This is a genomic window from Lactobacillus helsingborgensis, from assembly GCF_003173695.1.
GTDB lineage: Bacteria > Bacillota > Bacilli > Lactobacillales > Lactobacillaceae > Lactobacillus > Lactobacillus helsingborgensis.
The window spans coordinates 700,482-713,336 of record NZ_CP029544.1; the positions used below are offsets into that span (position 1 = coordinate 700,482).

Sequence of the window (12,855 nt, forward strand, 5' to 3'; positions counted from 1 at the left end):
GGAGTAAATAATGAAAAAGAAAAAAAGACGTAATTTTTTATGTTTAAATTCCCAAAATAGGCAAGTACCGGGTTTTACCCTGATCGAAATGGTAGTAGTTGTTGCGATAATAGTTATGTTGCTAATTATCATAGCACCTAATTTGACCAAGCAAAAAGATAGCGCCAACGCGAAAACAAATGATGCTTTTAAAACGACTTTGCAAACACAAACTACCTTATATGAAGATGATAAGGATCGTGAGGGTAAGGAAATTACTTTCCAAAATATGTTTGAAGATGGATATTTAACTAAAAAGCAATTTGCAAAATCAAAAAATTATACCGTAACAAATGGTGTGGTTGAAAAGAATGAATAAATACAAAGTTAAAGGGTTTACCTTAGTTGAAATGGTAATCACTTTAACTATTGTGGTCAGCCTAGTAATGCTGGGAACTATTGAAATCAAGCGGTATCGAGAAAAAATGATTTTAACTAATACCGCTCAAGAAGTTAAGAGTTCGGTTGAACAAGCAGCTCGGATAGCCACTATACGCCATGAAGCTGCCTATATTCGTTATTATCCAGTTTCAAAAAACATCAGAATAACTAGTAAGGGTTATTTACGCAAAATAAAAATCAATCCTCACATTGAAATATATAATCTATCAGGGTTGGCAATATCAGCTACCGGTTCTATGCCACCACATACAATTACGATTAGTGACCACAAAAATAGCAAAAGAATAAAATTACAAATGACATGGGGTAGAGCAGTTGCGGATTAATAAAAAAGTGAAGGGCTTTTTTATAGCGGAAAGCATGGTAGCCCTTGTGATTGCCTTAATGGGTGTTACTACCTTAGCTTTAATTGTAGGCGAAAGCCGTCAAATTGAACAAAATATTGAGCATAAAACTGATTTTACTTATGCCTGGCATGTGATGCGCAAAAATAACTTAAAAAAGATAGTTGTACACGATCATGTTTATTATCTTACTGGAAAAATGAGCGTTTATGATGAAACTAATGAGAAGACATATCAAATTAGAAAATAAAGGTTTTTTGCTTGCCGAGGCTTTATTTTCCGTTTTTGCCACTTTATTAGTAGTATTAATATTGCAGAATTTACTGAAAAGTACTACTTTAGCAAATAAAATAAATCATAAAACTGATGACGTGGTATTTTCGTATGTGCAATTTAATCGCTTTATAAAAAAGCAAAAGTTCAAGTATTGTTTCACCAAGCCCGCTGAATCTACGTTCAAAAAAGCGGATTTTGAGGTAATAAGCCAAAATAATGAACCCAAAATATATTCTATCAATTTTTACAAAAATATGATTAGGGTTACTACCCCTGAAGGTGGACATATGCCTTTGTTAATTAATGTTTCCCGTGCCTCATTTTTTACTAAAGATGAGCAGATTAAAATTAAAGTGACTGAAAGAGATGGCAGGCAATCCGAAATTTATTTAAAGTTTGATCCCAAACCGAAGAAAGAAAAGCGCAATGAAAAAAAGAAAAATGTTGAAAGCTAGTGCTTTATTAAGCAGTGTGCTGGTGTTAACTACTTGTTTAATATTTTTACAATTTTATCAAGAAATTTATCGAAATAGTATGGAAAATGATTTTTTATTAATTGAATACCTACTTAATAATTGATTTCCTTGCTCTTAGGACCGTATTTCTATTAAAATATTTGAGAGATAAGGGGAATAAAAATGGATAAAATTGAAAATATTTTTAATAGTTTCTTGGACTGCGTTCAATGTTTACAGAAAGCGCTGAATGTATCTTTTGGGGATGCTCTGACAGAAACTTTTGATAATCTTGAAAATGGGCAGATTAAAGTTGAACTAGGGGCACCTGATAAAGAAACAGTCAAACAACTTAGTCAAAAATATGCCAAATTGAATTATGACAAACTGTCAAATAATACCAAATTACAAATATTCACTTATTTGACATTAAAAGCAGTTACTGAAGATGATCTTGATGCCAATCAAATGCCAACTCCACCAGCTATTTCTACTATAATTGCTATGTTTGTGCAAAAGCTGGTGCCTAAAGAGAAATTGGTAATTGCTGATCCTGCTATTGGCACAGGTAATTTATTGTTTTCTGTAATTCAGCAGCTAAAAAGCGCTAACCATTCAAAAACTAATTTTGAATTATATGGTATTGATAATGACGAAGAAATGCTGAGTTTAGCTGATATTGCAGCACATTTGAATAACATTGATATTGAAATGTTTTGTCAAGATGCACTAACTCCTTGGCTGTTTAAGAATCCTAATGTTGTTATTAGTGATTTACCTGTTGGCTATTATCCTATTGATAAAAATGCTGCTAATTTTGCTACCAAATCGGAAAATGGTCACTCGTTTGCTCATCTTTTATTTATTGAACAGATTATTAAAAATCTCCAAGAAGGAGGCTTTGCTTTTCTTGTTGTACCAAAAGCAATTTTATCTGGAAAAGGTGGCAGTGACTTTATGCCATGGCTAACAGAGAAGGTTTTTCTGCGCGCAATAGTTGAACTTCCTGACAGTGCTTTTCAAAATAAATTTAATCAAAAAGCAATTTTAATTTTACAAAATCATGGCAAAAATATCGGAAATAGTGAAGTATTTCTCACAAAGTTGGACTCGTTTAAAAACGAAGATGACCTAATAAAGCTTAATGTTAAACTAAATGAGTGGTATACTAAAAACATTAATTGATTTGTGAAAAAAATTTAAAGTGATATTTATGGAGGAATTACATATATGAAAAAAGTTTTAGCAATCAACTCAGGCAGTTCTTCATTTAAATATAAGTTGTTTGCTTTACCTGAAGAAAAAGTTTTAGCAGAAGGTATTGCTGACAGAGTAGGTATTAACGGCTCTTCTTTTGAAATTGAACTAGCTAATGGTGAAAAACACAGTGAAGATGTGGCAATTCCAGATCAAGAAACTGCAGTTAACTTGTTACTGAAAGCTTTAAAACAGTATCATGTGGTTGAAGATATTAATGAGATTGTAGGTGTAGGTCATAGAATAGTCGCTGGTGGTGAAGATTTTACTGACTCTGCGTTAATTGACAAAGAAAAACTACAAAAAATTTATGATTTAAAGGAGTATGCCCCACTTCATAATCCTGCTGAAGGAAAAGGAATTGAGGCTTTTATGAAGCTTTTACCTGGTGTACCCGAAGTGGGCGTTTTTGACACTTCATTTCACCAAACTTTAGACCCAGTTCACTATATGTATTCAATTCCTTATCATTATTATGAAAAATATGGTGTGCGTAAATATGGTGCCCATGGGACATCGGTTCGCTACATTGTGGGTCGAGCAGCAGAAATGCTCGGTAAAGATGCCAAAGATTTAAAATTAATTGTTTGTCATTTGGGTTCTGGTGCTTCAATTACCGCTGTAAAAGGAGGCAAGTCCTACGATACTTCAATGGGCTTTACACCACTTGCCGGTATCACCATGGGAACCCGTTCAGGTGATGTTGATCCATCAGTTTTGCAATATATCATGAATAAAGATCATATTGATATTAATGAAATGATTGAGATTCTCAATGATAAATCCGGCTTATTAGGTATTTCTGAGATTTCTTCAGATATGCGTGACCTAGAAAACAATTCTGATAAAAAAGCTGACCTTGCGCGTGCTATTTTTGTTAACCGTGTAAGACAATATATTGGTGCCTACATGGTTGAAATGAAGGGTGCAGATGCTATTATTTTCACAGCTGGAGTCGGAGAACACGATTCAGGTATTCGTGAAAATGTGATGAAATCATTTGAATTTATTGGGTTAAAGCCAGATTTAGAAGCTAACAAGACTAATGGAGAGAAATTTATTACCAAACCAGATTCTAAAATTAAAGCTTTAGTTATTCCAACTGATGAAGAATTAATGATAGAACGTGATGTAGTTCGTTTGGCTCATTTGAATTAGTTTAAAACATAATTATTTTAAGCCGTTAAGAAAACTTCTTAACGGCTTTTTTATCTATAATAGTTTAACTGGCGATTAATAGTTGTGACAGAATGAACCGAAAGTAGAACGCAAAACGGCTTTTTTCTTTTGTCCTGAATTTAAGCATTTATTTGTTTTTAAGCTGAGCCAATATATTTTGACGACAATTGCACTTTAAAGCGGTTTTGGGTGAAAATTCTTTAATATTAGTCAATATACCTATATTATGCTATAATTATTTTTACCCAAAGCGGGGGTGTTTTGGGATTCGACAGGCGTAGATTCGCATTGACTGCGGTTCGTAGGTCACGGCTACGTAAAAACGTCACAGTTTTATAACTGCAAATAAAGAAAATTCTTACGCATTAGCTGCCTAATTTAGGCGCATGTGTTGCTTGTTTTCGGATTACTCACGTCTGAATTCAAGTATCAACTTAGTGAGTTACGTTTAACTACCTCATCTGAATAGTTAGAAAGAGTCATTCCAGGTTAGCTAGTCCATACTAGCCCTGTTATATGGCGTTTTGGACTAGTGAAGTTCAAATAATATAACTATGATCGTAGATGTCAGTGACGGAATGCGTTTGGACAGGGGTTCAATTCCCCTCACCTCCATAAAATTAGTGTGGAAATATTCATTTGATAATATTTTAATAAAAGCACGGACTAAAAAGGGACTAAATAATTCTTAAAGCGAGAACTGTTTGGCCCTTTTTTATTTTCTTAGCATTTTATCTTTATAAATTTAATTTTATATTTATATAAAATTAAATTATGAGTGGTCGCTGAAATGTTCGCCAACTTTATATTTAGCTATTTATGTTAGTTTTAGAAATGCTGCTATTAAGGGAATAATAAATAAATATTTTTGTTAAATATAAGATCTATGATTAATAGAATAAAAGTTATATAAGACTAACTGGTAGTATTAAGATAATAACGTTTTATTGGCGTTAAATATTATTGTTGGAAACAAAAATTGGTCGAATAACAAAGAAATTACAATGAAAAATTTATCACAGAAAAACAAATTACTTTTAGGCTATGCTATTTCGGGAATAGGAGATCAATTCTACACCTTTGCAATTCCGCTTTTAATGCTTTCTAGAACTCATTCATCAGTTATCATGGGACTTTTAACGGCAGTTGAATATTTGCCAACGGCGCTCTTTGGATTGACGATTGGACCGCTTTTTGACATCTATTCCCGCAAGAAAATTATGTTGTTGTCATTAGTCATGCAAATGATTCTGATTATTATTGCCCCGTTTTTAGTAATAAAAAACTTTTCTATATATTGGCTTTTATTAGTAGTATTTCTCCTAGGCACATTTGATTTAATTACTTGGACTGGATATCAAATATTCATAGCTGAATCAGTTAAAAAAGAAGAACTATCATCTGTTTCTGGTCAAGTTGGTTTGATTTCTTCTTTACAAAAAACTTTTGGTCCTGGCATTGCTGCCATAGTCATTAATTTAATTAATTATATCGGTGGTTTTTTACTCGATGCTCTAAGCTTTGGCTATTTGACTTATGTTGTTAAGGGCTATGAGCCATTGCATAGGGAAAATAAGTTGTTGAAAAAGAGCAATTCGTTTATTAAAAGTGCTAAGAAGGGAATTTCTTTTTTATTTGCTCATCACAACATTAAATGGTTAATTGCCAGTTTCTTTGTGGCTAATGTTGGTTTTCAGGCGGTTGTGCCTATGTTAACTTTTTTATTAAAACAAAAAATGCAGATTTCCGTTAATCTCGTTAGTATCTTTTTCACAGTCGCCGCTGTCGCCAGTATTATTGGCAACTCTGTCTATTTAAAAATAAATAAAAATCTGAAATTAGGTACGCAAATGCTGATGATCGCTTCACTGATAATGATCGGTTTTATGATCATGCTTAATGTTCAGTCATACCTCCTAGTTACTTTTGGTTATGCTTTAGTTTCGTTTGGTAGTGTCTGGTCACAAGCTAACTTTTTTACTGTAATTCAAGCAGAGACTCCAGACCGGTATAAAGGCACAATCACATCAATTTCAACTTCGTTAACTAGAATTATTGGACCGATTATGTCGTTAATTAGCGGTTTTCTCATTAAGGCGGAGGTACATGCAATATTTATTGTTGCGGCTATCTGTATGTTCGGTTCCATATTGATTACTGTATTCAGCGGTTTAAGCAAATTAGGCAAGTTGGAATAGTAAATATTTAATCATTGCCCAAAACGCGGTAGCAGAAATTAATTTATCATCATTAGAACTTGCTAATCAGTTGCACGTTCCAAAATATTGGCGAGAGCCGGATTTTTATAAATAGCCACCACGTCATATTTCAGTTCAGGCAGTTGAGGTAAAAAGCAGAGACAATCATCATATTTTTTTGGTATTGATAATTCTCGCGGATAAATTGCCAGACCATGATTTAAAATAACATTCGATATTGCTGCGTCGAAACTGTCTAGATAAATGATTTGAGAGTAGTCAATGTGCATTTGACGCAGAATTATTTTAATTTTTGATTGCACATCATTACTATCTGTAGCAGTCCATTTTTGTAAAAAAAGGGGCTGCCTTTTAAAAGTCTTCTTGCTTATATTGCCATTTTTAGTTAAAGAACTCTGATTAAGTAAAATGCTAAAATTGGCTGTTCCAATTTTTTTAACGTGAATATCTTTAATTTTGCTTACCGCCGTTGAAAAACCAATCAGGACGTCATAATTTCCTGCATCCAACTTTGTAAAGCTTGTCGCAAAATTCTCTGTATCTAATTGTAATTGTAATTTGGGGTTAGATGTTAACAAAGATTGTGCTAATTTGACTGTCCAGAAACCAAACCCATGCAGATAATGAATTTTTAGGATACTAAAAGAATTATTTAACTGGGTTATTTTTTCACCAAATTCATAATAGGTATTTAAAAGAGGGATGGCGCAGTGATAGAGATTGCTACCTGCTAAAGTTACTTTAAAATGAGAAGTCGAACGGTCAATTAGCTGCACTCCAAGTTGCTTTTCCAAATTTTTAATTGCGTTGCTAATCGCGGTTTGAGAAACAAAATTTCTTTTGGCAGCCGGGGTAAATCCTTGAGTTTCAACTACATCAACAAAATATTTGTATGCTAACAAGCTGTATTTCATCATGTATCATCCTTTTCTTTATAACTTTAACTAATAAGTTATCACCATTATATGTTAGCGCTTACTAAAAAGCGAGGGTAAAATTGAGTTGTAACAACAGTTACCTATACTATTAGTTTTATGGCTAAAAGGAGAAAGTATAATGGCTGAAAAATATATTTTAGCGATTGATGAAGGTACTACTAGTACACGTGCAATTATTTTGGATCATGCAGGTAAAAAAGTAATTGACTCACGTAAAGAGTTTAATCAGTATTTTCCTAAACCAGGCTGGGTAGAACACGATGCCAATGAAATTTGGAATTCAGTGTTATCTACAATTGCCAACTCGTTTATTAATTCTGGGGTTAAACCCAATCAAATTGCGGCTATTGGTATCACCAATCAACGTGAAACCACTGTAATTTGGGATAAGAAAACAGGCTTGCCAATTTATCATGCGATTGTATGGCAATCGCGTCAGACGTCTGATATTGCCGATAAAATCATTGCTGACGGCTATTCTGATATGATTCATGAAAAGACCGGTTTGATTCCAGATGCTTATTTCTCTGCAACCAAAATTCGTTGGATTCTTGACCATGTTCCAGGGGCTCAAGAAAGAGCAGAAAATGGTGAATTGCTATTTGGCACTATTGACTCTTGGTTGGTTTGGAAATTAACCGGTGGCAAAGTTCATGTCACTGATTACACTAATGCCAGCCGAACAATGTTATTTAACATTACCAAACTGGATTGGGATGATGAAATTCTCAAGTTATTGAACATTCCAAGAAAAATTTTGCCGGAAATTCGTTCTAACTCCGAAATATACGGTACTACAGCAGAATATCATTTTTATGGTAGTCAGGTTCCAATTGCCGGTATGGCTGGTGACCAGCAATCAGCTTTATTTGGTCAATTGGCTTTTGAACCAGGAATGGTCAAAAACACTTATGGTACCGGTGCGTTTACTGTGATGAATACCGGAGAAAAGCCGAAATTCTCAGCTAATAACTTGTTGACTACTGTGGCTTATGGCATCAATGGCAAAGTAAATTATGCTTTGGAAGGTAGTATTTATGTTGCTGGCTCAGCTATTCAATGGTTGCGTGATCAATTAGGTATTATTGATGATGCGCCGCAATCAGAAGAAGCAGCAAAGCGCTCAAAGGATAATAACGAAGTCTTCGTAGTTCCTGCCTTCACTGGTTTAGGTGCTCCATACTGGGATTCAAACGTCCGTGGTTCTGTCTTTGGCTTAACTAGAGGTACGACAAGGGATGACTTTACTAAGGCAACTTTGCAATCCTTAGCTTACGAAAGTCGTGACGTCATTGACACTATGCACGAAGATACCAAAATTAAAATTCCTAAGTTGAAAGTTGACGGTGGTGCTGCTAATAACGATTATCTGATGCAATTCCAAGCTGATATCTTGGGCATCAAGATTGAACGTGCTGCTAACCTTGAAACAACGGCGATGGGTGCTGCCTTCCTTGCAGGATTAGCTATTGGTTTCTGGAAAGATGTCGATGAGATTAAGAAGATCCAAAAGGTAGGTAAGACTTTTGAACCGCAAATGAGCAGTGCAGAAAGAGATCACTTATATGAAGGCTGGAAAGCTGCTGTTAAGGCTGCTCAAAGCTTTTCTTACAAACCATTTCAAAAGTAATTAATTTTATTAGAGAGAAAGAGGCTGAATCATGGCGTTCTCAATTAAAACGAGACAAGAAGAAATTGAACGTTTAAAGAATGAAAAATTAGATTTACTGGTTATTGGTGGCGGCATTACCGGTGCTGGCGTTGCTTTGCAAGCTAGTGCAGCTAAAATGAAAACCGGCTTGATTGACATGCAGGATTTTGGTGGAGGTACTTCTTCTCGTTCTACCAGATTAGTACATGGTGGTATTCGCTATCTTAAAACTTTTGATGTTCAAGTGGTTTCCGACACTGTTAAAGAACGTGCAGTTATCCAGCACATTGCGCCACATATGACACAACCAGACCCGATGATTTTGCCAATTTATGATGAACCCGGCACCACATTTACTATGTTTTCAGTCAAAGTGGCTATGGATTTATATGATCATCTAGCTGGCATTGAAGGAGATTCGCCTTTAATCAAATATGCTAACTACATGATGGATAAAGAAGAAACTTTAAAGCGTGAACCACAATTAAATAGTGAAAATCTGCAAGGTGCGGGTGTTTATTTAGACTATCAAAACAATGACTCAAGGCTGGTTGTTGAAAACGTTAAAAAGGCACATGATTTAGGTTGTTTGGCTGTTAGTCGCTTGAAGTGCATCAGAATTTTGCATAACGATCAAATGCAAGCAAATGGTGTGCGAGTTCACGACAATTTAACCGGTGAAGAATTTGAAATACACGCAGATGTAATTATTAATACTTCTGGTCCTTGGTCTGATTTGGTACGTCAAGAAGATAAAGAGGTTTACAAGAAACCACGTTTGCGTCCAACTAAAGGTGTGCACCTTGTAGTAGACCAATCACGCCTGACGGTGCCACAACCAACTTATTTTGGTTCAGGCACGGCAGACGGTCGTATGATTTTCACAATTCCAAGAGAAGGTAAAACTTACTTTGGTACTACAGATACCGACTTTACCGGTGATTACTCTCATCCAACTGTTGAACAAAGCGATGTAGATTACTTGTTAAACATTATTAATAAAAAGTATCCTGCAGCCCATTTGACAATTGACGATATTGAAGCCAGTTGGGCAGGAGTTCGTCCGTTAATTGAAGTAGAGGTTGAAGGAAACGAAGCAGCTGATGCTGCTACTGGAGCCAGTGTTTCTGACAGTACCTCTGCTCCGTCTGCTGTATCACGTGGTAGTTCACTAACTGAAGCTGAAGACGGTTTAATCACATTAGCTGGTGGTAAGTTGACAGACTACCGCATTATGGCTAATGGAGCAATGAAGAAAATACAGCAGAAATTGCATGATAAGTTTTCTAAGAACTTCACTTTGCAAGATTCTGCTGAAATTAAAGTTGCTGGTGGTGACTTTGATTCTGATCATGCAGAAGAAGAACTGGCACGGATTGCTAAAGATGGTGTTGCTGCTGGTTTACCTTCTGAAGACGCAACTGAAATCGCTAATCTTTTTGGTTCTCAAGCAGAGCAAATATACGACTACGCACAAAAGATTAAGCCAGCAGATGGTTTAAGTTTAGGCGAAACGGCTGCACTGGACTATTCATTAAACGAAGAAATGACTTTGACTCCAGTCGATTATCTTTTACGCCGCACTTACCATATCTTGTTCAAGAGTGACACCTTGAGCCAAGTTAAAGATGGTGTAGTAAAGCATATGTCTGATTACTATGGCTGGGATAAGGCATTAAAAGAGCAATATGTTAATGACTTAGACCATGAAATTGCAGAGTCACGACTGGAGGGATTAAAGAGTAAAAATAAATAGAAATAAAATTGTCGAGTAGTAAATTGTTTCCCCAAAAAGCTCAGCAGAATTCTTTCTGCTGGGCTTTTTTTCTTGTGTTTTTATTATCTCATATTAAAATAAAGCAAATTAAATAATCTCTTTATTTTGTATTGGAAATTACTTTTAAAATAATAACTTTTGTTTTCATATTTGAAAAAATAGTTTTAAATTTGCACTTTAAAAGATTACACTAATAGTGAGGTGAATTATGATGGAACCAATATTTTTAACGCCATACTTTAGACCTAAAATTTGGGGTGGGCGCAAATTAAAAACTATTTTTAATTATGATATTCCAGATGGTCAAGTCGGTGAAGCTTGGGTTATTTCTGGATACAAGGATGACGCTTCAACTGTTTCTAGCGGTCAATTCAAAGGACAAAGCTTACGGCAAGTTTATCAAGAAAATCCAGAGCTTTTTGGCAATCCTAAAAGTAAAGAATTTCCTTTACTGGTTAAATTCTTGGATGCTAATGACAACTTATCTGTGCAAGTTCATCCTGATGACGATTATGCCCGCAGAGTAGAAAATGACAGTGGCAAGACCGAAAGCTGGTATGTCCTGCAGGCTGACCCTGGTTCGTATCTGATTTATGGTCATACCGCTAAAACTCGTGCTGAATTGGCAGAAATGATCAAAAAAGGGGAATGGGATAAGCTATTGCGTAAAGTCCCAGTGAAAGCTGGAGATTTCTTTTACGTTCCGTCAGGTACAATTCATGCACTTACAAAAGGAATATTAGTAATTGAAACTCAGCAATCAAGTGATGTAACCTATAGACTATATGATTATGACCGAGTTGACCAAAAAACAGGCCAGAAAAGAGAATTGCATACACAAAAGTCAATTGATGTTACTCAGGTTCCTCATGTTGATCCACAACTTAAGATCAAGACTAAACATGAGCAGGATGCTATTATCAAAACTTTAGTTGAGCCACCAATTTCACCTCATTTTTATTTGTGGCAAATAGACCTTAATGGTCAATGGCAAACTGGCTTAAATAGTCACCCGTACTTATTAGTCACAATCATTAATGGTTCGGGTAAACTCGAATTTGCAAATAAGACTTACGATTTAGCATTAGGAACAAATTTGATTATTCCTAATGAAATGAAGAATTTTAAGTTTGAAGGTAATATGAAAATAGTTATTTCAACACCAGGAAACGAGAATTAAATCTATCAGAGAAAGGAAAAAGTATGATTTATATCGCATGTGGTGCAATTATGTTAGTAATTGGACTGCTATGGCTAATCTCGCCTGCAAAAAGACCAATTCCATTTTACGGGTATCATTCATACTTGGCCCAAGTCAATAAAAATAGTTTCAAGTTTGCTCAAAAAAGAGCAAGTATAAATTTTATTGCTTTTGGTTTAATTCAATTATTGTTGGGTATTGGAATACATTTATTTAAATGGGATCGATATTTTTTACTTTGGCTGCTGACATTTTATCTTTTCATTATCTTTCCAATCATGGCTACGGAAAAAGCCTTAAAAAGCTTTTTACAAAACCGTCATGAATTGCCGGCAGATTATATAGATCCTGACAAAGTAAAAAGGGAGAGAACAAAAGGATTTAGGGACCGAAAATGAAACTGAAAATTTTAATGGTCGAGGATGATCAGTCAGTTGCAGAAATGATGGGAATGTTCTTTGAAAAAGAAGGCTGGACCATGGATGTAGCTACTGATGGGGAACAAGCCGTTAAAATGTTTGCCAAAAATCCTGACCAGTATGATTTGATCACGTTAGACCTCAATCTACCTAAAAAAGATGGCATACAAGTTGCTAAAGACGTATGTGCGATTTCACCACAAATTCCAATTATTATGTTAACTGCTCGCAGTAGTGAGGAGGAACAGATTCAGGGATTTAATGCTGGTGCAGATGATTATGTATCAAAGCCTTTTAGTCCTTTAGCTTTAATTGCTCGTATCAAGGCGCTGCAACGCAGAATTAGAATTGATGATCATAAAGAACAATCAAAAGAAACTAAAGAAGCCGAAAAATTCGATGTCGAAACAGCTCATACCAAAATTTCTAAGAGCAGACGTGAAGTACTATATGACGGAAAATACGTTCAAAACATTACACCAAAAGAATTCGATTTACTATATACTATGGCTCAAAAACCTAAACAGGTATTTTCCCGTGAACAATTGTTAGAAGCTGTCTGGGGCTATGATTATTATGGTGAAGACCGGACAGTTGATGCTCATATCAAAAAGTTGCGTCAAAAATTGGAAACTGTGGGTGCAGATGTTATCCAAACCGTTTGGGGCGTTGGCTATAAATTTGATGATTCGTAGGTT

The 12,855-nt window shown here is 35.2% G+C and carries 13 protein-coding genes and 1 other RNA gene; 13 read left to right on the forward strand and 1 reads right to left on the reverse strand.

From position 1 onward, the window contains the following. The first annotated feature begins 10 nt into the window (after positions 1 to 10). The 8 genes from comGC to DLD54_RS03525 all read left to right on the forward strand — a co-directional run bounded on the left by comGC (position 11) and on the right by DLD54_RS03525 (position 6,150). Positions 11 to 358 carry a competence type IV pilus major pilin ComGC gene (comGC, locus tag DLD54_RS03490; RefSeq protein ID WP_109918240.1) on the forward strand — a complete coding sequence of 116 codons (348 nt, stop codon included), beginning with the start codon at positions 11 to 13 and terminating at the stop codon, positions 356 to 358. Beyond that, the gene (locus DLD54_RS03495; protein WP_158593314.1) at positions 351 to 767 is read left to right on the forward strand and encodes a pilus assembly FimT family protein; all 417 of its coding nucleotides are present in this window, start codon (positions 351 to 353) and stop codon (positions 765 to 767) included. Before comGC ends, DLD54_RS03495 begins: the two co-directional genes overlap by 8 nt. Then, positions 757 to 1,035, forward strand: a complete 279-nt coding sequence (locus DLD54_RS03500) for a hypothetical protein (protein ID WP_109918242.1) — start codon at positions 757 to 759, stop codon at positions 1,033 to 1,035. Before DLD54_RS03495 ends, DLD54_RS03500 begins: the two co-directional genes overlap by 11 nt. Next, positions 1,007 to 1,516, forward strand: a complete 510-nt coding sequence (locus DLD54_RS03505; protein WP_158593315.1) for a ComGF family competence protein — start codon at positions 1,007 to 1,009, stop codon at positions 1,514 to 1,516. Before DLD54_RS03500 ends, DLD54_RS03505 begins: the two co-directional genes overlap by 29 nt. Positions 1,517 to 1,699: 183 nt before the next feature. Continuing rightward, on the forward strand, positions 1,700 to 2,701 hold the full coding sequence (locus DLD54_RS03510; RefSeq protein ID WP_109918244.1) for a class I SAM-dependent methyltransferase: 1,002 nt from the start codon (positions 1,700 to 1,702) through the stop codon (positions 2,699 to 2,701). Between the two features lie 45 nt (positions 2,702 to 2,746). Continuing rightward, on the forward strand, positions 2,747 to 3,931 hold the full coding sequence (locus DLD54_RS03515; RefSeq protein ID WP_109918245.1) for an acetate/propionate family kinase: 1,185 nt from the start codon (positions 2,747 to 2,749) through the stop codon (positions 3,929 to 3,931). Between the two features lie 273 nt (positions 3,932 to 4,204). Next, positions 4,205 to 4,570, forward strand: a transfer-messenger RNA (tmRNA) gene (gene ssrA, locus DLD54_RS03520). A gap of 386 nt (positions 4,571 to 4,956) precedes the next feature. Beyond that, positions 4,957 to 6,150, forward strand: coding sequence for an MFS transporter (locus tag DLD54_RS03525; RefSeq protein WP_109918246.1), 1,194 nt, complete (start codon positions 4,957 to 4,959; stop codon positions 6,148 to 6,150). 62 nt (positions 6,151 to 6,212) lie between these two features. Here DLD54_RS03525 and DLD54_RS03530 read toward each other — a convergent pair whose 3' ends face one another. Further along, the gene (locus DLD54_RS03530) at positions 6,213 to 7,088 is read right to left on the reverse strand and encodes a LysR family transcriptional regulator (RefSeq protein WP_109918247.1); all 876 of its coding nucleotides are present in this window, start codon (positions 7,086 to 7,088) and stop codon (positions 6,213 to 6,215) included. 139 nt (positions 7,089 to 7,227) lie between these two features. Between DLD54_RS03530 and glpK the strand changes: the two genes are divergently transcribed. The 5 genes from glpK (at position 7,228) to DLD54_RS03555 (ending at position 12,852) form a co-directional block, all read left to right on the forward strand. Continuing rightward, positions 7,228 to 8,739, forward strand: a complete 1,512-nt coding sequence (gene glpK / locus DLD54_RS03535; protein WP_046326981.1) for a glycerol kinase GlpK — start codon at positions 7,228 to 7,230, stop codon at positions 8,737 to 8,739. A gap of 31 nt (positions 8,740 to 8,770) precedes the next feature. Next, positions 8,771 to 10,516 carry an FAD-dependent oxidoreductase gene (locus tag DLD54_RS03540; protein ID WP_109918248.1) on the forward strand — a complete coding sequence of 582 codons (1,746 nt, stop codon included), beginning with the start codon at positions 8,771 to 8,773 and terminating at the stop codon, positions 10,514 to 10,516. A gap of 232 nt (positions 10,517 to 10,748) precedes the next feature. Then, positions 10,749 to 11,717 (forward strand): mannose-6-phosphate isomerase, class I, encoded by a 969-nt coding sequence (gene manA, locus DLD54_RS03545; RefSeq protein ID WP_109918249.1) that lies wholly within the window; start codon positions 10,749 to 10,751, stop codon positions 11,715 to 11,717. A 23-nt stretch (positions 11,718 to 11,740) separates the two neighbouring features. Beyond that, entirely contained in the window at positions 11,741 to 12,136 is a 396-nt protein-coding gene (locus DLD54_RS03550; protein ID WP_109918250.1) for an SdpI family protein, read from the forward strand. Further along, on the forward strand, positions 12,133 to 12,852 hold the full coding sequence (locus DLD54_RS03555) for a response regulator transcription factor (protein WP_109918251.1): 720 nt from the start codon (positions 12,133 to 12,135) through the stop codon (positions 12,850 to 12,852). The genes DLD54_RS03550 and DLD54_RS03555 overlap by 4 nt, the downstream gene beginning before the upstream one ends. Positions 12,853 to 12,855 lie beyond the last annotated feature (3 nt).

Coding starts and splice junctions, on each gene's coding strand:
- comGC (WP_109918240.1), top strand. CDS start 11: ATGAAAAAGAAAAAAAGACGTAATTTTTTATGTTTAAATTCCCAAAAT.
- DLD54_RS03495 (WP_158593314.1), top strand. CDS start 351: ATGAATAAATACAAAGTTAAAGGGTTTACCTTAGTTGAAATGGTAATC.
- DLD54_RS03505 (WP_158593315.1), top strand. CDS start 1,007: ATGAGAAGACATATCAAATTAGAAAATAAAGGTTTTTTGCTTGCCGAG.
- DLD54_RS03510 (WP_109918244.1), top strand. CDS start 1,700: ATGGATAAAATTGAAAATATTTTTAATAGTTTCTTGGACTGCGTTCAA.
- DLD54_RS03515 (WP_109918245.1), top strand. CDS start 2,747: ATGAAAAAAGTTTTAGCAATCAACTCAGGCAGTTCTTCATTTAAATAT.
- DLD54_RS03525 (WP_109918246.1), top strand. CDS start 4,957: ATGAAAAATTTATCACAGAAAAACAAATTACTTTTAGGCTATGCTATT.
- DLD54_RS03530 (WP_109918247.1), bottom strand. CDS start 7,088: ATGATGAAATACAGCTTGTTAGCATACAAATATTTTGTTGATGTAGTT.
- glpK (WP_046326981.1), top strand. CDS start 7,228: ATGGCTGAAAAATATATTTTAGCGATTGATGAAGGTACTACTAGTACA.
- DLD54_RS03540 (WP_109918248.1), top strand. CDS start 8,771: ATGGCGTTCTCAATTAAAACGAGACAAGAAGAAATTGAACGTTTAAAG.
- manA (WP_109918249.1), top strand. CDS start 10,749: ATGGAACCAATATTTTTAACGCCATACTTTAGACCTAAAATTTGGGGT.
- DLD54_RS03550 (WP_109918250.1), top strand. CDS start 11,741: ATGATTTATATCGCATGTGGTGCAATTATGTTAGTAATTGGACTGCTA.
- DLD54_RS03555 (WP_109918251.1), top strand. CDS start 12,133: ATGAAACTGAAAATTTTAATGGTCGAGGATGATCAGTCAGTTGCAGAA.